We start from the raw sequence: 21,272 nt of genomic DNA, 5'->3' as shown, positions 1-21,272 counted from the left end.
TCGCACCGAATGGGGTGGATACGTCGATGGCGATCTCGGTGGGTCATGGGTGGTGTCCGTGGTGGATGAGCGGCCTGATGGCCACGGGCAAATTCGGACATTCGGTGAGTAACGTCACATCATGGGATGATTGGGACTATATGGGATACGTGCCGGGTTGATACCTGCGTAACACAGAGCACGCCTATCGCCTGGAACCACTGGACCAGCGCGAACCCAAGGAGTAACACGATCATGAGCAAGGTCACTCGTCGTCTGGCAACCGCGACCGCCACCCTCGCGATCACAGGTGGGATCCTTTTCGCCGCCGGCGGCGCCGCCTCGGCGGCCACCACATACGAGAGTGGGAGCGCCACCGGTGCCGCCGCCGTCCGGCACGAGGCGGTGAAGCAGGAAAGCCGCAGCTGGGACGGTCACCGGTGGTGGAACCGCTACAGCAGATACGGCGATCTTTACCTCGTGGTCCACGGCGACCGCTACCGCTTCGACGGCGACCACTTCTACAAATGGCACGACGGCAAATGGAAGCGCCTGACGAACGCCGCCGTCCGGCGTCTCGGCTTCGACCGCGGGCACCTCTCCGGCCACCGGCACCACGGAAACTCCGGCGACCACGGCCACGGGAATTCCAATGACCACGGTCATGGGAACTCCGGCGACCACGGTCACGGAAACTCCAACGACCACGGTCATGGGAACTCCGGCGACCACGGTCACGGGCACTGAGCACAGAAAAGCGATCCGGTGAGCAAGGCCGCGGCCCGGAAGTCCCAGGACTTCCGGGCCGCGGCCTTGGGCGCCCGGAATGGCCCATGGCGCGAGGGCGCCCGGCATGACCCGCGGCGTGAGGACGCCCGGCGGGCCGGTCCGATGGGCGCCCTCGACGGCCGGCAGGGGGAACACGCGTCCGAGCTCGTCGGCAGGCTTCGGCGAGATCGGGCGCATCCGGATCGGGGGATCGGTGGCAGGGCGCCGTGAGGTCGTTTTTCGGGTGGTAAAGAATTACGGAATGACGGGACCGCAAGCAGCCGGCTCACCCTTCTCGGGGCGGACCGCATGGGCGCGCAACCTCCAGACACCCCTGCGTGATTTCCTTCGCACCGAGACCGGCAGTGCCGCACTCCTGCTCATCGCGACGCTCCTCGCGCTCCTGTGGGCGAACACGGACCTGTCGTCGTACGAGTCCTTCTGGGGGATGCCTCTCTCGATCCGCCTGGGCGACATGGCCGTATCGCAGGATCTGCGTCACTGGATGAACAACGGGCTGATGACGTTCTACTTCTTCGTCATCGGGCTGGAGGCCCGCCGCGAGTTCGACATGGGGGAGCTGCGCGAGCGGCGGCGGACGGCCCTGCCGCTCCTGGTGGGCATCGGCGGAATGATCGTTCCTGTTGTGATCTATCTCGCGGTAAACGCCGGGCGGCCCTCCGCGCACGGCTGGGGCGCGGCGATGTCGACGGACACGGCGTTCGCGCTCGGGATCCTCGCGCTCGTCGGGACCCGCTTCCCCGAACGCCTGCGCGCCTTCATGCTCAACATCAGCGTCGTCGACGACATCGTCGCGCTCGGCGTCATCGTGATCGTCTACAGCGGTCACATCGCGCTGCCGACGCTCATGGCCGCACTCGGGATCTTCGGCGTGACCCTGCTCGTGCGGGCCAACAGGGTGCGCTACGGACTGGTGTACGTGCTGCTCGGAGCGGCCACATGGGTGGCGCTCTTCAAATCCGGCGTCGATCCGCTCGTCGTCGGCCTGGCGATGGGGCTGCTGACCTACGCGTACCCGGCGGCACGCAGCGACCTCGAACGCGCGAGCGGCCTGTTCAGGCTGTTCCGCGAGCAACCCACCCCGGAGCTCGCACGTTCGGCCCAGATAGGGCTCGCGTCGGCGCTCTCGCCGAACGAGCGGTTGCAGCAGCTCTACCATCCGTGGACCAGCTACGTGATCGTGCCGCTGTTCGCGCTCTCCAACATCGGGATCGTGATCAATGGCGCCCTGCTCTCTCGCGCCTTCACCTCGCCGATCACGATCGGGATCCTGCTCGGCTACGTCCTGGGGAAACCGGTCGGGGTCGTCGGGGTCTCGTGGCTCGTCACGCGGCTGAGCCGTGGCCGGCTGCGCCCGCCGGTGGGCTGGGCCGCCGTCCTGGGCGGCGGCACGATCGCCGGTATCGGCTTCACCGTTTCCCTGCTCGTCGCGAGCATCGCCTTCAGCGGTGCCGAGCTGGAGGAGGCGAAGGTCGGCGTGCTCAGCGCGGCGATCTGCGCGTCCGTCCTGACCTGGGTGACCGCCCGGGTGACCGGGTTCCTCCCGTTGCGCGCCCGGATCCGCGCGCTGTTCGGGACGGCCGAGTCCCTCGTCGATCTGGTCGCCCCGGTCGACTCACGCCGCGACCACGTGCGCGGGCCCATGGACGCCCCCGTGACGGTGGTCGAGTACGGGGACTTCGAATGTCCCTACTGCGGACAGGCGGAAGCCGTCGTCCGCGAGCTGCTCGCCAACTTCGGCGACGTCCGTTACGTCTGGCGGCACCTGCCGCTCAGCGACGTCCACCCGAACGCGCAGCTGGCCGCCGAGGCGTCCGAGGCGGCGGCCGAACAGGGGGCGTTCTGGGAGATGCACGACCGGCTGCTGGAGGACCAGGGCGATCTGGGTGTACGCGATCTGCTCCGCCATGCCGCGGAGCTCGGTCTCGACACCGAACGCTTCCACCGTGATCTGCGAGAGCACCTCGGGACCGCTCGGATCGCGGAGGACGTGGACTCCGCCGACCTGAGCGGGGTGTCGGGCACCCCGACGTTCTTCCTCAACGGGCAGCGGCACCGGGGCGCCTACGACATCGCCACGCTCTCCGCCGCGGTGCGGGCGGCCCACGCGCGCGCGGCGATCAGGTCGTAGGCCGTCCGGAGGGGCAGATCGTACCCTCCGGTTAGGCCCCTGAACCGAGGGGTTGGTAACTGCTCAGGGTTGAGTCGACTCAAGTGTGTACTGCAGCCTCTGAGCTGGTGTTACGGTCACGGCATGAACCTCAAGGAATGGGCGATAGCGAACGGCGTGCACCCGCATACCGCCTACCGCTGGTTCCGTGAGGGCACGCTGCCGGTGCCCGCCGAGCGGGTGCAGCACACGATCCTGGTGAACATCGAGGCGAACTCCTCCTCACCTCCCGCGACGGGTGGGGTGGGCCTGTATGCCCGCGTGTCATCGCAGGAGCAGAAGGCTGACCTGGAGCGGCAGGTCTCCCGGCTGGCCCAGTGGGCCGCGCGGGGCGGTCACCGGGTCGTGCGGATCGAGTCCGAGACCGGCTCCGGGATGAACGGCGGCCGCGCGAAGGCGAAACGGCTGCCGGCCGATCCGGAGGTGACCACGGTGGTCGTGGAGCACCAGGACCGGCTCGGGCGGATGAACGTAGAGCTGATCGAAGCCGCCCTGTCGGCCACGGGCCGTCGCCTGGTCGTGCTGGATGACGGCGAGGTCGACGACGACCTGGTGCGCGACATGGCCGAGGTCTTGACCTCGTTCTGTGCCCGCCGGTACGGGCGCCGCTCCGCGAAGAACCGGGCCAAGGCTGCCTTGGAAGCGGCGGTAGCCGGTGACTGAGCCCGGCAAACAGCCCGGTAGACAGTCCGGCGAACAGCCCGGCAAACGGCTCCGCACCATCGCCCCGCCGTTCATCGCCCCCGGGCCGTCCGGGGTGTCGATACGCGACCGCCTCAAGAACCTGACCTTGCACGATGAGAAGGTCCTGCGTCTGGTCGGCGCGCATCTGGGGTCGCTGGCGTCGCAGGACCTCAAGGCGCGCTGCGCGGACGGGCTGGAGCACTCCACCACCACGTGGGCGGAACGCAAGCGGAACCTGACCGCGGTGTCGTCGTCGCGGTGGGCCGGGAGCATCACGAAGGCGACACACGATCAGTGGGCGCTCGCCCGGCGCGGGCAGGCCTCGCATCTTCAGTCGCTGGAGGCCGGCGTCAAAACCGTCGCGCACCGCCTGTCGTTGCCCATCGGTGAGAAAGGCTCCACCCGGGCCCCCGGTGGTTACCGGTCCAAGGGAGAGTGGTTCCACAAGAGGCGCCGCCTGGCAGTCTTGGAAGACCGCCTCGACGAGGTCCGGGCGGACCGTGCGGCCGGTGTCGTGCACGTGGCGCGGGGCGGGCGCAAGATGGCCAACACCCGCCACCACCTGGACGCGGCCCGGCTCACCGAGCCCGAGTGGCGTGAGAAGTGGCAGACCACACGCTGGTTTCTGTCCGCTGACGGGGAGTCCGGCAAGCGATTCGGCAACGAGACGATCCGGATCACGCCCGACGGCGAGGTCCGCATCAAGCTGCCCGCGCCGCTCGCCGACCTGGCCAACACCCCGCACGGCCGGTACATGCTGGCCGCGAAGGTGTCGTTCCCGCACCGGGGTACCGAGTGGGCCGACCGGGTGGAAGCCGGCCGGGCTGTGGCCTACCGCATCCACTATGACGTGGCCCGGCAGCGCTGGTACCTCGACGCCTCCTGGACCTTCCCCGTCGTGGCCACCGTCTCCATGCCGACCGCGCTCGCCCGGGGCGTGATCGGCGTGGACACCAATGCCGACCACCTCGCCGCCTGGCGGCTCGACCCGCGCGGCAACCCGGTCGCACAACCCCGCCGGTTCTTCTACGACGTGTCTGGCACCGCCGATCATCGTGACGCCCAGGTGCGGCATGCCCTGTCTCGGCTGCTGAACTGGGCACAGACCTGCGGCGTTACCGCCATCGCGGTCGAGGACCTGGACTTCGGCGATTCCACGACCCGGGAGAAGCACGGCCGTAAGCGCCGCTTTCGGCAGCTCATCTCCGGTATGCCCACGGGCAGGCTCCGTGCCCGGCTGACCTCGATGGCCGACGCCACCGGCATTACGATCATCGCCGTTGATCCGGCGTATACCAGCAGGTGGGGGGCGCAGCACTGGCAAAAGCCCCTGCACGCCCCCACCCGGAAGACCAGCCGGCACGATGCTGCGAGCATCGCCATCGGCCGACGCGCCCAGGGGCATCCGATCCGGCGACGGACGGCACCGCCCCGTAACGACCAGAGTGATCGTTACGGGCATCGGACCGTCCAGGCCCGAGCGGAGGCTCTTGGGGGTGAGGAAACCCGCCGCCCTGTCACGGACCGTGCACACGATGCACGCGCCCGGACAGGGACACAATCAGGTACGCGGGCGACCAGTGCATCCACAACCGTTCGGGATGCGCGCAGCGATCAGGAATGGGTCCAAGACTCACTCCTGCTTACTGAATAGGAACGGTAATCAGCAGCACATGCTTGATCTCTTACCGAGGAAACCCTCCGGGAGATCGTCAACCTGCTGGTCCGCCTCGTCGAGGCGGTCGGCGCGTTGATCATCTTCGCCGGCGCGGCGGTGGCGTTCGTGCGCTTTCTGCTGGTCGCCTTCCGGCGGCACGGCGATAACGGGTTCATCGCCGTGCGCCTGTTCCTGGGACGGTTCCTCGCGCTGGGTCTGGAGTTCCAGCTGGCCGGCGACGTGCTGCGTACGGCCATCGCGCCGACCTTCACGCAGATAGGGCAGCTCGCGGCGATCGCGACCATCCGGACGGCGTTGAACTTCTTCCTGAGCAGGGAGATCGAGAAGGAGCGGCTTACGGTGAACGGCGCCTCCCGCCCTCCCGCGTCCGGTGCCGGAGGTGGCTGAGCGGCTCGTCCAGACGGGCGTCACCCTGATCGTCGCCGCGGGCCTGGTCTGCGCGCTCGCCGCCCTGCTCGCCGGCGGAGGCCCGAGAACCGCGATGGCGGTGCTGCTGGACTTCCTTCTCGCGGCCGGGCTTCTCCGCCTCTCCGAGGCCCAGACCTGGACGGCCGTCGCCGTGGCGGCGCTCACCGTGGTGATCCGCAAGGTCGCCGTCGCCGGCTTCTCCCTCCCGGTGGGGTGGGACGGCTGGATGCGACGGAGCGGCGACCCTCGCGGATCCGGCGAGACCGAGACGCCGAGACCCGGGCAGGAGAGCGGCGGGGGCGCCGGCGTGCGGGGGAGCGAGTAGGGGGGTGCCGGGGAGCCGGGGAGGAGAACCGGTGGCGGGGTGAACGGCTCAGGTCGAGGCGCCGGCGCGACGCTTCGTCCAGACGTCGAAGGCCACGGCGGCGAGCAGCACCAGCCCCTTGATGAGCATCACCCGTTCGCTGGGCGCGCCGATGAGGGACATGCCGTTGTTGATCACGGCCATGATGAGACCGCCGGTGATGGCGCCGATCACCTTGCCGACACCGCCCTGAACGGCGGCACCGCCGATGAACGCGGCGGCGATGGCGTCCAGCTCGAAGCTGGTGCCCGCCGTGGGACCCGCCTGGTTCAGCCGGCCGGCGAAGATCACGCCGGCGAGCGCGGACAGCACTCCCATGTTGACGAAGATCCAGAACGTGACGGACTTGACCTTGATTCCGGACAGGCTCGCGGCGTTCAGGTTGCCGCCGATGGCGTAGATGTGGCGGCCGAAGACGGCGCGGTTGGTCAGCAGGGTGTAGGCCAGCACGAGGACCGCGAGGAGCACCAGGACCCAGGGCAGGTTCTTGAACCTGGCCAGCTGGACGATGACCGCCATCACCACCACGACCGCGGCGGCGATCTTGAGGATGAACAGGGGCAGCGCGTCGACCTGCTGCCGGTAGCCGATGCGTCCCTGGCGGGTGCGCCACTGGCTGCCGATGATCGCGGCCACCGCCGCCAGCCCGACGAGCAGCGTCAGCAGGTCGGCACCGCCGAGCGGGCCGAGGCCGATGTTGCCGAGGTAGGAGGAGGTGAAGCCGTTGGCCAGCGTGCGGACCTCGTCGGGGAACGGGCCGATGCCCTGGTTGCCGAGCACGGTCAGCGTCAGGGCCCGGAAGATCAGCAGACCGCCCAGGGTCACGATGAACGCCGGTATGCCGAAGTAGGCGACCCAGTAGCCCTGCCACGCCCCGATCAGCGCGCCGGCGACGAGCGTGATGAGGATCGCCAGCGGCCACGCCACGTTCATGTTGACCATCAGCACCGCCGCTATCGCGCCGGTGAGCGCCACCACCGATCCCACCGACAGGTCGATGTGGCCGGCGATGATGATCAGGATCATGCCGATCGCGAGGATCAGGATGTAGGAGTTCTGCACGATGATGTTGGAGATGTTCTGCGGTTTGAGCAGCTCACCCCCGGTCACGATCGAGAACAGAACAATGATCAGCGCGAAGGCGATGTAGATGCCGCTCTGCCGCAGGTTGATGGAGAAACGGCCTCCCGACGCCGCCGCGGGAACGGGTGGAAGGCTCCCGCTCGTGGGCGATATCTCACGTGGGGGGGCCTGACCGCTGCTGCTCATCTGTGCCATTACTCCTTTTCCTTGGTCATGAACTGCATGAGCCGCTCCGGGGTGGCGTCCGCCCTTGAGACCTCACCGGTGACGCGGCCGGCGGACAGCGCGTAGATGCGATCGCAGATGCCGAGGAGCTCGGGAAGCTCCGAGGATATGACCAGGATGGCTTTGCCCTGGTCGGCGAGCTTGTTGATGATCGAGTAGATCTCGTACTTGGCGCCCACGTCGATGCCGCGGGTGGGTTCGTCGAGGATCAGCACGTCGGGGTCGGTGAACATCCACTTCGCCAGCACGACCTTCTGCTGGTTGCCGCCGCTGAGCTTTCCGGTGACCGACAGGACGCTGGGGGCCTTGATGTTCATCTCGGTGCGGAAGTCGCTGGCGACCCGGTATTCCTCGTTGTCGTCGACCCAGCCGCGTTTGGCCAGCTTCCCCAGCGCCGCGGCCGAGACGTTGCGCTTGATGTCCTCGATCAGGTTGAGCCCGTACCGCTTGCGATCCTCGGTGGCGTAGGCCAGCCCGTGATGGATCGCCTCGCCGACCGAGCGGAGCTGGATCTCCTTGCCGTTCTTGTAGACGCGGCCGGAGATGTCGGTCCCGTAGCTGCGGCCGAACACGCTCATCGCCAGCTCGGTACGGCCGGCGCCCATGAGACCCGCCAGGCCGACGATCTCGCCGCGGCGCAGCATCAGGTTGGCGCCGGACACGACGACACGACCGCGCTGGGAGGGGCTGTGCACGGTCCAGTCCTCGATCCGCAGCACCTCCTCGCCGATCTTCGGTTCGTGCGGCGGGTAGCGGTTGTCGAGGTCGCGGCCGACCATGCCCGAGATGATCCGGTCCTCGGAGACCGCGTCGTTCCTCATGTCCAGGGTCTCGATCGTCCGCCCGTCCCGCAGGATCGTCGTGGAGTCGGCGACGGCCCGGATCTCGTTCAGCTTGTGCGAGATGATCACTGAGGTGATGCCCTCGTCGCGCAGCCCGCGCAGCAGGTTGAGCAGGTGCGCCGAGTCCTCGTCGTTGAGCGCCGCGGTCGGCTCGTCGAGGATGAGCAGCCGGACCCGCTTGGACAGCGCCTTGGCGATCTCCACCAGCTGCTGCTTGCCCACGCCGATGTCCATCGCGCGCGTCACCGGGTTCTCGTGCAGCCCGACCCGTTCGAGCAGCTCCATGGCCTCGGCGTTCGTACGGTTCCAGTCGATCAGGCCGCGCTTGGCCCTCTCGTTGCCCAGGAAGATGTTCTCGGCGATCGACAGGTGCGGGCTGAGCGCCAGCTCCTGATGGATGATCACGATGCCGAGTTTCTCGCTCTGCCTGATGTCGGAGAACTGGCTCAGCTCACCGTCGAAGTAGATCTCGCCGTCGTAGGAGCCGTAGGGGTAGACGCCGGACAGGACCTTCATCAGGGTCGACTTGCCGGCGCCGTTCTCTCCGCAGATCGCGTGTATCTCGCCTTTTCGCACCGTCAGGTTGACGTCCTGAAGTGCCTTGACGCCCGGGAACGTCTTGGTGATCCCGCGCATTTGAAGTATGTGGTCGGTCATACCGTCCGCCTCCGCACCGTTTCCCCATCCGCCCGATGTCCGGCCGGCGGTGATCGGCACTCGCGGCCGGCCGGACATCATTCGTCATGCCGGTGTTCCTACTTGAGCTGGTCTTCGGTGTAGTAGCCGGAGTCGACCAGGAGCTGCTTGTAGTTGTCCTTGTAGACGATCACGGGGTCGAGCAGGTAGGACGGGACGACCTTGCTGCCGTTGTCGTAGTCCGTGGTGTTGTTCACCTCGGGCTTGGCGCCCTTGAGCACGGCGTCGGCCATCTTGACGGTGACGTCGGCGAGCTGGCGGGTGTCCTTGTAGATCGTGGAGTACTGCTCACCCGCGATGATCGACTTCACCGAGGCGGCCTCGGCGTCCTGGCCGGTGACGACCGGGTAGGGCTGGTCGGCGGTGCCGTACCCGTTGCTCTTCAGCGCCGACAGGATGCCGATGGACAGACCGTCGTACGGCGAGAGCACGCCCTGGACCTTGGCGTCACCGCCGGAGTAGGTCTTGGTGAGCACGTCCTCCATGCGCTTCTGCGCGGTGGCCGGGTCCCAGCGCAGGATCGCGACGGTCTTGAAGTCGACCTGGCCGCTCTTGACGACCAGCGTGCCCTTGTCGATGTAGGGCTTCAGGGTCTCCATGGCGCCGTTGAAGAAGAAGGTGGCGTTGTTGTCGTCCGGCGAGCCGGCGAAGACCTCGATGTTGAACGGGCCCTTGGCGTCGCCGTCGGAACCGTCCTCCTTCTTCAGCCCGAGGCCCACCAGCAGCGAGGTCGCCTGCTGCACACCCACCTTGAAGTTGTCGAAGGTGGCGTAGTAGTCGACGTTGGGGCTGTTGCGGATGAGCCGGTCGTAGGCGATCACCGGGATCTTCTTGTCGGCCGCTTCCTGCAGCTGGGTGGTGAGCGCGGTGCCGTCGATCGAGGCGATGATCAGCAGCTTGGCGCCCCTGGTGATCTGGTTCTCGATCTGGTTGACCTGCGTGGGAATGTCGTTCTCCGCGTACTGCAGGTCGACCTTGTAGCCCAGCTTCTCCAGGGCGCCCTTGACGTTGTCGCCGTCGTGGATCCAGCGCTCGGACGACTTGGTGGGCATGGTGACGCCGACCAGGGCGTCGCCCGGCGCGGCCGAACTCGACGCGGCCTGGTCGACGGTCTTGGTGCTCGAGCCACAGGCGGTTACCACCATGGCGAGAGCCAGGCCCACCGAGGCGGTGGCCAGCTTCGCTAGCTTCATCGAATTCCTTCTGTGTGGAGACCCCGGGCTTCGGGCCTGGGGAGAGGGCGGGTAACGGTGACGCGTGGTGTTCGATGCGGTGCCGGCGGTGCGGTGGCGCCGATCGGGACACCGGGCCTGTCATCGGACCGCCGGGATGTGAGGCCGGCGGAGGCCGGGGAGACGCACGACCGGTTCCGTCCGGAGAGCGGCCGCCGGTGACGCGGGAGACCCGACCCGCGAGGGCCGGAGTCCCTCGGCCTCAGCCGTGGGGAGAACGCCAATCTCTTTCCTTCACGTGTCGGGGGTTCGACCCGGTGGGGAAGTTCAGACCCGTATGCCCCTCTGGGAGGGGGCCATGCCGCTCCTGGGACGCCGGAGGAGAGCGGGAACGCCTGGCGTCCCGAGGGCAGCCGGTGCTCGGGCGGCATGCCGCGGCCGCAAGGGGCAGAGCCGTCGCCCCGGCGCCCGTGGTCCGGGTGCCGAAAGGCGGCGCGACTCGGTCGAGTCGCGCCTCCGGCGGCATACAGGTGGGCTCCCACACAGCCCGCCTTGAAGGTGTTAGCGCTCACATTGATCTTTATAAACCTTGCGATGACGTGATTGACTTTGTGACGTGCCATCAAATGCCCGCATTGCCCGACTGTCAACCCCTGAGGGATGAATGTCGACGAGAACGGCCCTCGCGGCGTCCGCCCGAAGGTCCGTTCCCGGGTCCGAGCAGCGAGGATCGGCGGGGAACGGCGTGTTGGCAGCGCTTGTGTGAACGTTAACACTTGCTTCGCAACATTCCGGAGACAATGTCCTGATCGTAAGCCGGTCGTAACCGTTGGCGTCGGCCCCGTCGCGGCACAGGTGAGCGCCGTTCCACTTCTTCCTTCCTGGGTATCGCTGAGGGCATGACCTCAGAATCGAAGGATCCACTGGCGGATCTCGACCCTTTCGACGTCTTCGACGCCGAGGCCGCCCGCCTGGACCGGCACTTCTCGCGGCTCGACGAGGAAGCCTGGAGTTCCCCCTCCCGGTGCGAGGGCTGGTCGGTGCGGGACGTCCTCGGGCACCTCGCCGGCGAGGAGCTGTACAACCACGCCTGCCTCGACGACGACCTTGAGGGTTTCTTCGCGACGCTCGAACGCGAAGGGGTGGGAGGCGGCTTCAGCGGCTTCAACGAGTGGTGCGTACGGAGCCGCCGGGACGTGCCCGTCCGGGAGGTGCTGGAGGAGTGGCGGCGGGCGAACGGGGAGACGCGCGAGCGCATGCGCGCGCTCGGTCGCGAGGCGGAGCTGCGAACCTCGGCGGGACCGTACCCGGTGGGCCTGCAGGCCTTCCACTACGACTCGGAGTACGCCACCCACGCCGACGACGTGGGAGCGCCCGTCTCGGAGGACGAGGCCGGCGAGCGGACGCGGTGGCGGGCCAGGGTGGGCGCGTTCGTGCTCGACGAGCTGGGCTCGGGAATCAAGACCGACCTGACCGGCGAGGGAGTCGTGGTGCGGGCGGACGGCAGGAGCGAGAGGATGCCCGCGGAGGTGTTCGTCGAGACGACGGTCGGCCGGTTGCCGGACGATCACCCACTCGACCGCAGGCTCAGGACCGCCCTGCGGTGCCTCGCCTGACGCGGCGATCAGCCCGCCGGGCCCGGTACGGTGTGCCGTCCACGAGAGTCAGCCGGGCGTCGAAGGAAGTGGAAAGTGGCAGACGGTGATATCCGGAGGGGACCCGGACGGCTCGGGGTGCCGTCCGACGCGTCCGTGATCCTGAGCGACGTGCCCGGTTCCTTCACCTGGAAGGTCCTCCACGAGCGGCACCCCGCCCTGATCCAGAAGGTCCGCGATGCCACGCCGTACGATCCGGACCGGCTTCGGGCGCTCGACCTTCTGCTCGGGGAGATCACCGAAGGTGTGATCGGGCCGCTGCGGGGCGCCACGCACGATCGGGACCTCTGGGAGAGCTGGGATCGGGGCCACCTCGGGCGGCGATGGGACGACGCGCCGTTCCTGTGGGCGGAGAGCTACTTCTACCGCAAGCTCCTCGCCGCGGTCGGATACTTCGATCCCGGTCCGTGGTGGGGTGTGGATCCCTTCGAGCCGTTCAAGCAGGCCGAGCTGTTCGGCGGAGCCGTCGACGACGAGCTCCGCGCGCTCGACGGGTTCTCCGCCCTGAGCCCGGGGGAGCAGGCCCAGGCGTTGACGCTGAAGGCGCTGTGGGGAAACCGGGCGGATCTCGGATTTCTGATCTCCGCCGGGGGCTCGGGGCTCGACGTTCGGGTTCCGGGCCTGGTGGCCGACGACAGCGCGCTCGTCTGGTCGATGATCGACGACCTTTCGGCGGCCGGCGCCTCACCGGCGGGCGATGGTTCGCCGGCCGGGGGCGGACCCGCGGCGGGCGACGGTTCGCCGACCGGCGGGGCCTCCGCGGCGGGCGGTCGCTCCTCGGCCGGCGGCGCCTCACCGGCGGGCGGTCGCTCCTCGCGGGTCTGCCTCGTCGCGGACAACGCCGGGAACGAACTGTTGCCGGACCTCGTCCTGATCGACCACCTGCTGCACGCCCGGGGCGTGGAGGAGGTCGTCCTCCACGTCAAGCCGTCTCCCTACTACGTGTCCGACGCCATGATGGCGGACGTCGTCGCCTGCCTGCGGCGCATGTCGGCGGCCGGTGGCAGGGCCGGTGAGATCGGCGGACGGCTCCGGGAGGCGATGGGATCGGGGCGGCTGCTCGTGCGGGCACACGCCTTCGCGTGCGCGCCCCTGCCGTACGAGGAGATGCCCGGCGACCTGAGGGAGGACTTCGCGTCCGCCTCATTGACGATCATGAAGGGCGACCTGAACTACCGGCGGCTGGTCGGCGATCGGTACTGGCCGCCGACCACGCCGTTCGCCGTGGCCACCGAATATTTTCCCGGTCCCGTGGCGGCCCTGCGGACCCTGAAGTCCGAGGTGGTGGTCGGCCTCGAAGCCGGGACGGTCACGGCTCTGGAGGCGAGCGGAAAACCGTGGCGCGTCAGTGGCACACACGGCCTGATCCAGGCCAGATCGTGAACCCCTTCCCGGCCTTCGCCGAAGGCCGGGGATTCTTCCGCCGCGTCGCTCACGCGGCGCGTGGGGGCGGAGCGGCGGCTCTCATCCCGTGATGATCAGCCGCCGCTCTGCGGCATGATCGGGCCTTCACTGGCCTGAACCAGCACGAAGCCCGCGCCCTGGAACGCGAGCTGCGCGGCCTCGCCGCTCCCGCGGCCGATCAGCGCACCCGCCTTCATGGTGCGGTTGACGCCCACGCGCAGCCCGGCGCTCCAGCACACCGCGGACTGGCTGTCGGCGAAGGTCGGCGCGTCGGAGGTGTCGAGCAGCACGGGTGCGCCGTGCGCCGTGACCGCCACCCAGCCGGTGCCCTGGATCGTGGTGTTGAACAGGCCGCCGGTGGCGATGCCGGCGCCCTGGAGGCGCTGGATGTCCCAGGTGAGCTGAGGGTCGAAGGCCAGCAGGTTCGTCCCGTTGACGGTGATCGCCTCGTTCTCCAGATAGAACAGGTGAACGTCGTCGGCGTTGTCGGCCAGGAAGAGCGTGCCCTGCCCGCGGACCCGCATCAGCGGCGCGCCCTCTCCGGTGACCATTTTTTTCAGGAACCGGCCCATCCCGCCGGAGCCCTCGTAGTCGAAGTCCATCTTTCCCTGGAAGGCGACCATGGAGCCCTGCCGCGCCAGCACCTCTCCGTTCAGGTGCACCCGCACCATCTTGGAGTTCTGCAGGGTGAAATGGCCGGGTACCTGACCCTGCTCCAGGTTTCCGAAGAACGAGCTACGCACGCGTGGATGCCTCTCGGTGTCGAAGGGAGGTCGTACGGTGAATGACGAACGGCATGTCACCGTAGTTCCGTCCGCTCGCGGGCCGCGGCGACGATCGTCGGAGGTGGCGGTGGGCGGCTCCTCCGGAACGGTTGTTACGATCGGCCGATATCCGTTTCAGAAGGCAAGAAGGCAAGCGAGAAGGCAAGGGCGAGTTCGGGAGGCGAAGGGTGAAGGATCGTCCCTATGTGCTGTTGAGCTGCGCGATGTCCGTCGACGGATACATCGACGACAGCTCCCCGGAGCGGCTCCTGCTCTCCAACGACGAGGACTTCGACCGGGTCGACGAGGTGCGGGCCACCTGCGACGCGATCCTGGTGGGAGCGGGCACCGTCCGCCGTGACGATCCCCGGCTCCTGGTCCGGTCGCAGGCCCGCAGGCGGGAAAGGGTCGCACGAGGGGTGCCGCCGTCGCCCGCGAAGGTGACGCTGACCACGGCGGGGGACCTCGATCCGTCCAGCCGCTTCTTCGCCGCCGGTGACGCGGAGAAGATCGTTTATGCCGCGTCGGCCGCCGTCGGCAAGCTCTCCGCCCGCCTCGGCGAGGCCGGGACGGACGCCGAGGTCGTCGACGCGGGCGACCCCGTGGAGCTCCGCCGTCTTCTCGGAGACCTGGCCGGGCGCGGGGTGCGCCGGCTGATGGTCGAGGGCGGGGCCTCGGTGCACACCCGGTTCCTCCAGGAAGATCTGGTGGACGAGCTCCATCTCGTGATCGCCCCGTTCTTCGTCGGCGACTCCACCGCCCCGCGTTTCGTCCGGGACGGCGGCTTTCCCCACGATCGCCGGCGCCGGATGGACCTGGCGGAGGTCCGCAAGATGGGCGACGTCACCCTCCTGCGGTACCTCCTGTGACGGCCGCCGAGGGCGACCGCGACTGGTTGCGGCTCGCATGCGACCTGGCGGAGCTGTGCCCGTCCTCCGACACGGCCTTCTCGGTCGGCGCGGTGGTCGTCGCCGCCGACGGCGAGGAGATCGCCCGCGGATACTCGCGGGAGACCGACCAGCACGTCCACGCGGAGGAGTCGGCGCTCAGCAAGATCTCCCCCGATGACCCCAGGCTGGCCGGCGCCACGATCTACAGCAGCCTGGAGCCGTGCAGCACGCGCAGCTCGCGCCCGAGGACCTGCACCCGGCTGATCCTGGACAGCGGCATCCGGCGAGTGGTGATGGCCTGGCGGGAGCCGCTGCTCTTCGTCGACTGCCACGGTGCGGAGGAGCTCGCGGCGGCGGGGGTCACCGTGCTGGAGATCCCCGAACTGGCATGGCGCGCCCGCGAGCCCAACGCCCATCTCCTCTCCCGCTGACGCGGGGGCACCCGTCCGTCATGCCGTCGGCCGTGACTGGCAAGTGCGAATAAACCCGAAAATAACTACTTAAAGTAACAAGAATCAGCCGATAGGTCCCTTAACTGCGCTTATATCCAGTTTTTCTGTTTGAGGAGCGCCGCTCTCGGTAGTCATTCAGATATCGGACGAGAGGCCAGCTCCATGAGACTGCTCGGGTTGAACGCGACCTTTCATGATCCGCCGGTGGCGCGTGCGCGTCGCCTCCGCGGTGGGCCGCGAGGACGGCGATGACCGGAACGACGACCGGCACCGTTCTCGTCGCCCGTCTGGACGACGCGGGCGACGTCCTTCTGGCCGGGCCCGCCATCCGGGCGGTCGCCGAGGGGGCGCGGGAGGTCGTGCTGCTGGTGGGACCGCGTGGCCGGGCGGCGGGTGAGTTGCTGCCCGGCGTGTCCCGGGTGGTGGAGTGGCGGACGCCGTGGATCGATCCCGAGCCGTTGCCGATGACCGGTCCGTACGCGCTGCGGCTTCTCCGGATCCTCCGCGAGACCGCCCCCGAACAGGCGCTGATCCTCACCTCGTTCCAGCAGTCGCCGCTGCCGCTCGCCCTGCTGCTGAAGCTGGCCGGAACGCCGAGGACCGCCGCGATCTGCGCCGACTACGCCGGCTCGCTGCTGGATCTGCGGCACGTCGTCGACGAGACGGTGGACGTGCCGGAGGCCGAGCGCATGCTCGGGCTGGCCGAAGCGGCGGGATTCGATCTGCCGCCGGGGGACACCGGGACGCTCGCCGTACGGCGTCCGCTGCCCGAGGTCGGTTATCTCACCGGGCCGCCCGGCTACGTGGTCGTGCATCCCGGAGTCTCGGCCCAGGCCAGGGCGTGGCCGGTGACGAGCTGGGCGCGAGTGGTCCAGGACCTCGTCCGCGCGGGCCGGCGGGTCGTGGTGACCGGCGGCCGCGGAGAGCGGGCGCTCACCGCGAGAGTCGCCGGTGGCGCCGGGCAGCACGGCCTCTCGGCGGGATCGGCCTTCACCGGCCAGTGGATGGCGGGTGGGCCCACCCTCGCCCGCGGCCTGACAGAGGACGAACGCACGCTCACGGACGGCTGGGTGGAAGGCGGCGCCGCCCTCACGGGCGGCTGGGAGAAGAACGGATCCGCCGGGAGATCCGTCACCGACCTGGGGGGAAGGACGACCTTCGCCGAGCTCGCCGCGGTGCTCGCCGGGGCGAGCGCGGTGGTCGTGGCCAACACCGGTCCTGCCCATCTCGCGGCGGCGGTCGGCACGCCGGTGGTCAGCCTGTTCGCTCCGGTGGTCCCGGCCGGCCGATGGGCGCCGTACGGCGTGCCGACCGTGGTTCTCGGTGATCAGCAGGCCCCCTGCCGGGGCACTCAGGCCAGGGTGTGCCCGGTTCCAGGTCATCCGTGTCTTTCGTCCGTACCGAGCGAGCAGGTGGTCGAAGCCGTCACCCGCCTGGTATTCGCAAAAGAGGATGTTAAATGAGAATTGCTCTGATATCAGAGCATGCAAGTCCCCTTGCGGTCATGGGCGGTGCCGACATCGGCGGGCAGAACGTCCATGTCGCGGGCCTGGCCGCCGCGCTGGCGGAGAGAGGGCACGAGGTCGTCGTCCACACCCGGCGCACGGCCGTGACCCAGCCGGACAGGGTCTTCCTGCGTCCGGGCCTGACCGTCGAGCACGTCCTGGCCGGGCCTCCGGTTGCCCTTCCCAAGGATGAGCTGCTGCCGTACATGCCGATGTTCGCCGCGCATCTCGCGCGGCGATGGGCCGAGCGCCCACCCGACGTGGCCCACGCGCACTTCTGGATGAGCGGCCTGGCCACGCTGATGGCCGCGCGGGATCACGGGATACCGGTCGTGCAGACCTTTCACGCCCTGGGCACCGTCAAACGGCGCTGGCAGGGGGCGGCGGACACCAGCCCCGCGGGCCGGGCGGCCACCGAGGCCGACATCGGACGGCGAGTTCACGCGGTCATCGCCACCTGCCACGACGAGGTGGACGAGCTCCTGCGGATGGGCGTGCCCAGGGAACGGATCGCCGTCGTGCCGTGCGGGGTCGATCTTGAACTCTTCCGCCCGTCCGGACCCGTCGCCCCCCGCGAATCGCGGCGGCGCGTTCTCAGCATCGACCGCATCGTCCCCCGCAAGGGTCTGGACACCGTCCTGCAGGCGATGCGCCACCTGCCGGAGGTGGAACTGCTCATCGTGGGAGGCGCGCCCGAGGACGACGAGGTGGTGCGGCTGTCCCGGATGATCGACTGTTACGGGCTGCCGGACCGGGTCCGTCTGGTCGGCGGCGTCGGCCGGGCCGAGGTCCCGGCCCTGATGCGCTCGGCCGACGTCCTGGTGAGCGTTCCCTGGTACGAGCCGTTCGGCATGGTCCCGGTGGAGGCCATGGCCTGCGGGGTGCCCGTGGTCGCGTCCGCGGTCGGCGGCCATCTCGACACGGTCGCCGGGTGCGGGATGCTGGTGCCGCCCCGCCGCCCGCGCGCTCTCACCGAGGCCCTGCTCGACGTGCTGGGCCGTCCCCATCTGCGGGCGTCGCTCGCGACGGCGGGCGAGCGGCGCGCCCGGCACCGGTACGGCTGGCCGCGGGTGGCGGAGCGCACCGAGTCCGTCTACCGTGACGTGCTCGCCGATCGGCCGGGGGAGGACGCGGGGGTCTCCTCGATCACGGTGGAGGGCTGATCCCAGGACGATTCGCCGTGCTGGGAGGACTCCAGGTCCTGATGGAGGATGCACATCACGCGGCCTCGGAGGAAAGCCGGGTCGTCGTCCCGGCGGGGTCGATCACGATGTCGAGGACGTTCAGATCGTCGATCATGCATCGAAGCGCGGACTCACTGAGCCGGATCCAGCGCTGGTCGGCGCCGAGCACCTTGGTCAGGCGTATCGGCGAGGAGAAGGCGGCGGCCGTCCGCCTGCCCGACGCGGTCCGGAACAGGCGCAACGACACGGTGAAGGTGCCTTCACGGACCGGGACGAATAATGGAATTTCCGACATGACTTCCTCCTGCGGATAACTCGTACAAGAAGGACGTTAGATCCAGGTCGGTAGTCGGTGGCACGATCCCTACGGAATCTCTACGGAGATGGCCGGAGAGCTGACGCCATGTTGATGCCAGGCCACTCCGAATCCCACGAAGGTCGTTCCTGGCGTCAACGTTCTATCGGTGCCGGTCAGCCGCAGGAACGGTCAAGGACGTCGACCGGGGCGGTCAGGTCCGGCCGAGGGCGTCGGCACGGAGGAGCCGGAGGAAGGCCTTGAGCCCGCTGATGACCTCGTGGTTGTCGGTGAGGCCGTCCACCGTGTCCTCGAAACGCCGGGCGATCGCGGTGATCCGGCGGTCCAGGTCCTCGTCGCCCACCCGCAGCTCGACGCCGAGCGTCTCGGCGTCACGCCGGAGGTGTTCGACCGACTCCGTCAGCGTGGCCGTCCGGGTGGCGAGGTCGTCCACCCGGGCGACGAGGGCCACGATGTCCTGACGGGGGTGGCGAGCCTCGCTCATCAGGGTGGTGACCCGCTCGCGAAGGTGGGAGAAATAGGCGCCCGCCGGGCGGAAGAAGGTGCTGAGCAGGTAGAACCCGACGAAGTAGTAGCCCACGACGGCGCCGGAGAAGAAGGTGACGACGGCGAGGACCGCCGCCGAGACGAGATGGCCGCCGACGGCGAAGCGGCGCATGCGCCTGGCGATTTCCAGGGCCTCGGTCTCATGGGCGCCGGGGACCTCGATGCCGCGTTCCCGCGACACGTGGATCTCGTGGACGACCTGCCGCGCCCCGAAGTACAGGTTCCAGGGGAGGGTGAGGAGCAGGATCAGCCAGATGAGGCTGATCGCGCCGAGCCCGAGCGACAGGATCGTGGACAGCGGCACGTCGGCGTATATGAGGAGCCATGCGGCGGCCACGGTGCTGACGAGCGCGACCAGAAAAATCCACCATTTCATACGGAGATCGTCCTGAAGATCCTGACGCCGGGGCAGGGCGCGCACACTCAGCTGTGACTGAGCACCCTTACTCAGATCACCGAACTGCTGAGGTCCACCTTTTGGAGCGGGAACTCCGGAAAAGCCGATGCTTTTATCGTTCTGGCCGGACCCACAGGTCAGAGCGTCGCGTACAGCTTGAGAACTTCCCATGAGGGGAACAAGCATGATCATGGCCGCATCGGTCACACTGAAACCATGAGTGCCAGGGGATACGGAATGCTCCGCCCATATGTCGTGCCCGAGACGCTGGAGGAGCTCATTGGGCCGGTTGGCGGCGTCATCACGTTGCCCAGGCATCTGGACTGGGGTCCGAAGCGCAGTTACCACCTGGATCAGATCGCCGATGCGCGACTGCTGTACATGCGGGTGATCAGGGAAAGCGCCACTCCCGCCGATCTACGGCAGTTTCTCAACGCCGCGATGCTGCGCAGGCTCTGGCCCGAGTTGGTGCTACCGCCACCTGTCCGCGCACTGTGGGTCGATCGTTTCCCCGAACTCCGCCATCAAGCCGCCTAATGGACGAATACCATCACCGTCTCGCACGTATAGCCCTGTCCGCAGCGGCTGATCACGGGTTCGCTCTGGCAGGCGGTTATGCCGTACAGGCCCATGGCGTGCTTCAGCGCCCCAGCGAGGACATCGACCTGTTCACCTCCAGCGCCCGCGACGACTTCGCCGACGGGGTCGCGAAGGTCCGCACCGCATACGCTGAACATGGCTTGACCGTCCGTGTCGACGTGGACAGCCCGCAATTCGTACGGCTCAGCGTCTCTGACACCGCGACGGGTCAAGTCACCAAGGTGGAGCTGGCCGCCGATCTCCGTTCACATCCGCCGGTCATCATGGAGATCGGACCGGTCGTGCATCTCCACGACGTTGCCGGAGGCAAGGTCGAAGCACTGTTCACCCGTGCAGAGGCTCGCGATTTCATCGACGTGGATGCCCTGCTGGTCACCGGCCGCTTCTCCCGAGATCGGCTGCTCGCCCTCGCGGCGTCCCGCGATCTCGGATTCGACAGGGAAGTCTTTGCCCAGATGCTCTCCGCTCTGGATCTTTATCCCGACAGTGAGTTGGTCGCCTACGGTCTGACCGAGGCTCAGGTGGGCGCGCTCCGGTCCCATTTCGCCGATTGGCGTACAGCATTGATCCAAAGCCGCCTCGACGATGACAAGGATCAATCCGGCGAGGGCCTTGGTTCCACATCAGGCAGCTGAGGCGGAATTTCTCACTTCATTACGCAAGTACTGAGGTCACCCGGCCCGTGGGGATGTCCAGAGGACCTCGCCGTCCACCCGGGTGTCGGTCGGGACGAGACCGGCACGGCGAGCCACGGCCGACGAGACGGCGTGGTCGGGATGGATGGTGGCGACGACGGTGTCCGTGCCGTGGTCCCTGAGCCAGGCGACGAGCGCGAGCGCCGCCTCGCCGGCGATGCCCCGACCCTGCCAGGGGGTTCCCACCACCCAGGCGATGGCGGCCTGGTCGGGGGTCACGGTGGCCTGGACGTAACCGGTCAGGGGGTGGGATCCGTCCGAGCCCTCCGGCGCGGCCCCGCGCAGGCGGATCACCCAGTTGAGCCATACCTCGTCACGGCCCGGCGGAGGCCCGGCGACCATGCGGGTGTAGCGGGCGCGGAGCTCCGGCGGGGTCGCCGGGGAGCCGCCGATGAAGGCGTGGAGGGCCGGGTCGCCGAGCACCTCGGCCATCTCGGCGGCGTGCTCCACCGCCAGCGGTATGAGCGTGAGCCGGGGAGTCGTGATCGGTTCGGCATGCATGGTCAAACGAGTGTTCCACGATTGGCAATCGCCTGGCGATCGGTTTGTGTTCGACTGGCACCGGGTTCGTCGAGGAGGATTCAGTGGCCGTTGAAGAGAAGCCGTACTTCAGAATCGTCTGGCCTCTCCCGGCCTTGTCCGGGAGAGACGGGGCGGACGCGGAGAGCGGGCCGGACGTGGACGACCGGCCGGGCGGTGAGGTGGAGGGCGGGTCGGACGTGGGTGACCGGCCGGCCGGTGACGCTGGGAGCGGGCCGGACGCGGACTGACCGG

22 protein-coding genes are annotated in these 21,272 nt (G+C 68.5%); 15 read left to right on the top strand and 7 right to left on the bottom strand.

Going from position 1 to position 21,272, the window contains the following annotated elements; translation table 11 throughout:
* The first annotated feature begins 234 nt into the window (after nt 1-234).
* The 6 genes from J2853_RS22730 (at nt 235) to J2853_RS22705 (ending at nt 6,033) form a co-directional block, all read left to right on the top strand.
* Nucleotides 235-726, top strand: a complete 492-nt coding sequence (locus J2853_RS22730; RefSeq protein ID WP_307561095.1) for a hypothetical protein — start codon at nt 235-237, stop codon at nt 724-726.
* Nucleotides 727-1,009: 283 nt separating this feature from the next.
* Nucleotides 1,010-2,899, top strand: a complete 1,890-nt coding sequence (gene nhaA, locus J2853_RS22725; protein ID WP_307561093.1) for a Na+/H+ antiporter NhaA — start codon at nt 1,010-1,012, stop codon at nt 2,897-2,899.
* Nucleotides 2,900-3,022: 123 nt separating this feature from the next.
* On the top strand, nt 3,023-3,601 hold the full coding sequence (locus J2853_RS22720; RefSeq protein WP_307561091.1) for an IS607 family transposase: 579 nt from the start codon (nt 3,023-3,025) through the stop codon (nt 3,599-3,601).
* Entirely contained in the window at nt 3,594-5,276 is a 1,683-nt protein-coding gene (locus tag J2853_RS22715; RefSeq protein WP_307561090.1) for a transposase, read from the top strand. Before J2853_RS22720 ends, J2853_RS22715 begins: the two co-directional genes overlap by 8 nt.
* A gap of 96 nt (nt 5,277-5,372) precedes the next feature.
* The gene (locus J2853_RS22710; RefSeq protein WP_307561088.1) at nt 5,373-5,687 is read left to right on the top strand and encodes a DUF1622 domain-containing protein; all 315 of its coding nucleotides are present in this window, start codon (nt 5,373-5,375) and stop codon (nt 5,685-5,687) included.
* A complete protein-coding gene (locus tag J2853_RS22705; RefSeq protein ID WP_307561086.1) occupies nt 5,680-6,033 on the top strand; it encodes a hypothetical protein in 354 nt (117 codons plus the stop codon). Before J2853_RS22710 ends, J2853_RS22705 begins: the two co-directional genes overlap by 8 nt.
* Nucleotides 6,034-6,081: 48 nt before the next feature.
* Here J2853_RS22705 and mmsB read toward each other — a convergent pair whose 3' ends face one another.
* From mmsB to chvE, 3 genes are all read right to left on the bottom strand, one after another.
* A complete protein-coding gene (gene mmsB / locus J2853_RS22700; protein ID WP_307561084.1) occupies nt 6,082-7,341 on the bottom strand; it encodes a multiple monosaccharide ABC transporter permease in 1,260 nt (419 codons plus the stop codon).
* Nucleotides 7,342-7,349: 8 nt separating this feature from the next.
* Nucleotides 7,350-8,879 (bottom strand): multiple monosaccharide ABC transporter ATP-binding protein, encoded by a 1,530-nt coding sequence (mmsA, locus tag J2853_RS22695; RefSeq protein WP_307561081.1) that lies wholly within the window; start codon nt 8,877-8,879, stop codon nt 7,350-7,352.
* 98 nt (nt 8,880-8,977) lie between these two features.
* Nucleotides 8,978-10,111, bottom strand: a complete 1,134-nt coding sequence (gene chvE / locus J2853_RS22690) for a multiple monosaccharide ABC transporter substrate-binding protein (RefSeq protein ID WP_307561080.1) — start codon at nt 10,109-10,111, stop codon at nt 8,978-8,980.
* Between the two features lie 878 nt (nt 10,112-10,989).
* Between chvE and J2853_RS22685 the strand changes: the two genes are divergently transcribed.
* Together J2853_RS22685 and J2853_RS22680 are read left to right on the top strand one after the other, a co-directional pair.
* Nucleotides 10,990-11,706, top strand: coding sequence for a maleylpyruvate isomerase family mycothiol-dependent enzyme (locus J2853_RS22685; RefSeq protein WP_307561078.1), 717 nt, complete (start codon nt 10,990-10,992; stop codon nt 11,704-11,706).
* A 75-nt stretch (nt 11,707-11,781) separates the two neighbouring features.
* Nucleotides 11,782-13,128, top strand: a complete 1,347-nt coding sequence (locus tag J2853_RS22680; RefSeq protein ID WP_307561076.1) for a damage-control phosphatase ARMT1 family protein — start codon at nt 11,782-11,784, stop codon at nt 13,126-13,128.
* Nucleotides 13,129-13,223: 95 nt separating this feature from the next.
* Here the strand turns inward: J2853_RS22680 and J2853_RS22675 are convergent, their stop codons facing one another.
* Nucleotides 13,224-13,892, bottom strand: a complete 669-nt coding sequence (locus tag J2853_RS22675; protein WP_307561074.1) for an AIM24 family protein — start codon at nt 13,890-13,892, stop codon at nt 13,224-13,226.
* Between the two features lie 209 nt (nt 13,893-14,101).
* Between J2853_RS22675 and J2853_RS22670 the strand changes: the two genes are divergently transcribed.
* From J2853_RS22670 to J2853_RS22655, 4 genes are all read left to right on the top strand, one after another.
* Nucleotides 14,102-14,782, top strand: a complete 681-nt coding sequence (locus tag J2853_RS22670; RefSeq protein ID WP_307561072.1) for a RibD family protein — start codon at nt 14,102-14,104, stop codon at nt 14,780-14,782.
* Nucleotides 14,779-15,234 carry a cytidine/deoxycytidylate deaminase family protein gene (locus J2853_RS22665; RefSeq protein WP_307561070.1) on the top strand — a complete coding sequence of 152 codons (456 nt, stop codon included), beginning with the start codon at nt 14,779-14,781 and terminating at the stop codon, nt 15,232-15,234. Before J2853_RS22670 ends, J2853_RS22665 begins: the two co-directional genes overlap by 4 nt.
* Nucleotides 15,235-15,503: 269 nt before the next feature.
* The gene (locus tag J2853_RS22660; protein WP_307561068.1) at nt 15,504-16,718 is read left to right on the top strand and encodes a glycosyltransferase family 9 protein; all 1,215 of its coding nucleotides are present in this window, start codon (nt 15,504-15,506) and stop codon (nt 16,716-16,718) included.
* Nucleotides 16,715-17,923: a glycosyltransferase gene (locus J2853_RS22655; RefSeq protein WP_386376437.1), complete on the top strand. Its 1,209-nt coding sequence runs from the start codon at nt 16,715-16,717 to the stop codon at nt 17,921-17,923. Before J2853_RS22660 ends, J2853_RS22655 begins: the two co-directional genes overlap by 4 nt.
* Before the next feature lie 55 nt (nt 17,924-17,978).
* On the opposite strand, the gene J2853_RS22650 is transcribed toward J2853_RS22655, so the two are convergent.
* Both J2853_RS22650 and J2853_RS22645 read right to left on the bottom strand, forming a co-directional pair.
* A complete protein-coding gene (locus tag J2853_RS22650) occupies nt 17,979-18,239 on the bottom strand; it encodes an SAV_915 family protein (protein WP_307561065.1) in 261 nt (86 codons plus the stop codon).
* Nucleotides 18,240-18,453: 214 nt separating this feature from the next.
* Nucleotides 18,454-19,182, bottom strand: coding sequence for a hypothetical protein (locus tag J2853_RS22645; RefSeq protein WP_307561063.1), 729 nt, complete (start codon nt 19,180-19,182; stop codon nt 18,454-18,456).
* A 237-nt stretch (nt 19,183-19,419) separates the two neighbouring features.
* Here J2853_RS22645 and J2853_RS22640 point away from each other — a divergent pair, with 237 nt between their 5' ends.
* Both J2853_RS22640 and J2853_RS22635 read left to right on the top strand, forming a co-directional pair.
* Complete coding sequence (locus tag J2853_RS22640; protein ID WP_307561061.1) at nt 19,420-19,740, top strand: hypothetical protein; 321 nt, start codon at nt 19,420-19,422, stop codon at nt 19,738-19,740.
* Nucleotides 19,740-20,438, top strand: coding sequence for a nucleotidyl transferase AbiEii/AbiGii toxin family protein (locus J2853_RS22635; RefSeq protein WP_307561059.1), 699 nt, complete (start codon nt 19,740-19,742; stop codon nt 20,436-20,438). Before J2853_RS22640 ends, J2853_RS22635 begins: the two co-directional genes overlap by 1 nt.
* A gap of 36 nt (nt 20,439-20,474) precedes the next feature.
* On the opposite strand, the gene J2853_RS22630 is transcribed toward J2853_RS22635, so the two are convergent.
* On the bottom strand, nt 20,475-20,999 hold the full coding sequence (locus J2853_RS22630) for a GNAT family N-acetyltransferase (protein WP_307561058.1): 525 nt from the start codon (nt 20,997-20,999) through the stop codon (nt 20,475-20,477).
* An 83-nt stretch (nt 21,000-21,082) separates the two neighbouring features.
* Between J2853_RS22630 and J2853_RS22625 the strand changes: the two genes are divergently transcribed.
* Entirely contained in the window at nt 21,083-21,268 is a 186-nt protein-coding gene (locus J2853_RS22625) for a hypothetical protein (protein ID WP_307561056.1), read from the top strand.
* Nucleotides 21,269-21,272: the final 4 nt, after the last annotated feature.

The organism is Streptosporangium lutulentum (assembly GCF_030811455.1).
GTDB classification, from domain to species: domain Bacteria; phylum Actinomycetota; class Actinomycetes; order Streptosporangiales; family Streptosporangiaceae; genus Streptosporangium; species Streptosporangium lutulentum.
This window is presented reverse-complemented; position numbering and strand designations above follow the sequence as displayed.

Bases quoted from the DNA above. Each gene is read 5' to 3' on its own strand.
- J2853_RS22730 (WP_307561095.1), top strand. From the start codon at position 235: ATGAGCAAGGTCACTCGTCGTCTGGCAACCGCGACCGCCACCCTCGCG.
- nhaA (WP_307561093.1), top strand. From the start codon at position 1,010: ATGACGGGACCGCAAGCAGCCGGCTCACCCTTCTCGGGGCGGACCGCA.
- J2853_RS22720 (WP_307561091.1), top strand. From the start codon at position 3,023: ATGAACCTCAAGGAATGGGCGATAGCGAACGGCGTGCACCCGCATACC.
- mmsB (WP_307561084.1), bottom strand. From the start codon at position 7,341: ATGAGCAGCAGCGGTCAGGCCCCCCCACGTGAGATATCGCCCACGAGC.
- mmsA (WP_307561081.1), bottom strand. From the start codon at position 8,879: ATGACCGACCACATACTTCAAATGCGCGGGATCACCAAGACGTTCCCG.
- chvE (WP_307561080.1), bottom strand. From the start codon at position 10,111: ATGAAGCTAGCGAAGCTGGCCACCGCCTCGGTGGGCCTGGCTCTCGCC.
- J2853_RS22685 (WP_307561078.1), top strand. From the start codon at position 10,990: ATGACCTCAGAATCGAAGGATCCACTGGCGGATCTCGACCCTTTCGAC.
- J2853_RS22660 (WP_307561068.1), top strand. From the start codon at position 15,504: ATGACCGGAACGACGACCGGCACCGTTCTCGTCGCCCGTCTGGACGAC.
- J2853_RS22655 (WP_386376437.1), top strand. From the start codon at position 16,715: ATGAGAATTGCTCTGATATCAGAGCATGCAAGTCCCCTTGCGGTCATG.
- J2853_RS22650 (WP_307561065.1), bottom strand. From the start codon at position 18,239: ATGTCGGAAATTCCATTATTCGTCCCGGTCCGTGAAGGCACCTTCACC.
- J2853_RS22645 (WP_307561063.1), bottom strand. From the start codon at position 19,182: ATGAAATGGTGGATTTTTCTGGTCGCGCTCGTCAGCACCGTGGCCGCC.
- J2853_RS22640 (WP_307561061.1), top strand. From the start codon at position 19,420: ATGAGTGCCAGGGGATACGGAATGCTCCGCCCATATGTCGTGCCCGAG.
- J2853_RS22635 (WP_307561059.1), top strand. From the start codon at position 19,740: ATGGACGAATACCATCACCGTCTCGCACGTATAGCCCTGTCCGCAGCG.
- J2853_RS22630 (WP_307561058.1), bottom strand. From the start codon at position 20,999: ATGCATGCCGAACCGATCACGACTCCCCGGCTCACGCTCATACCGCTG.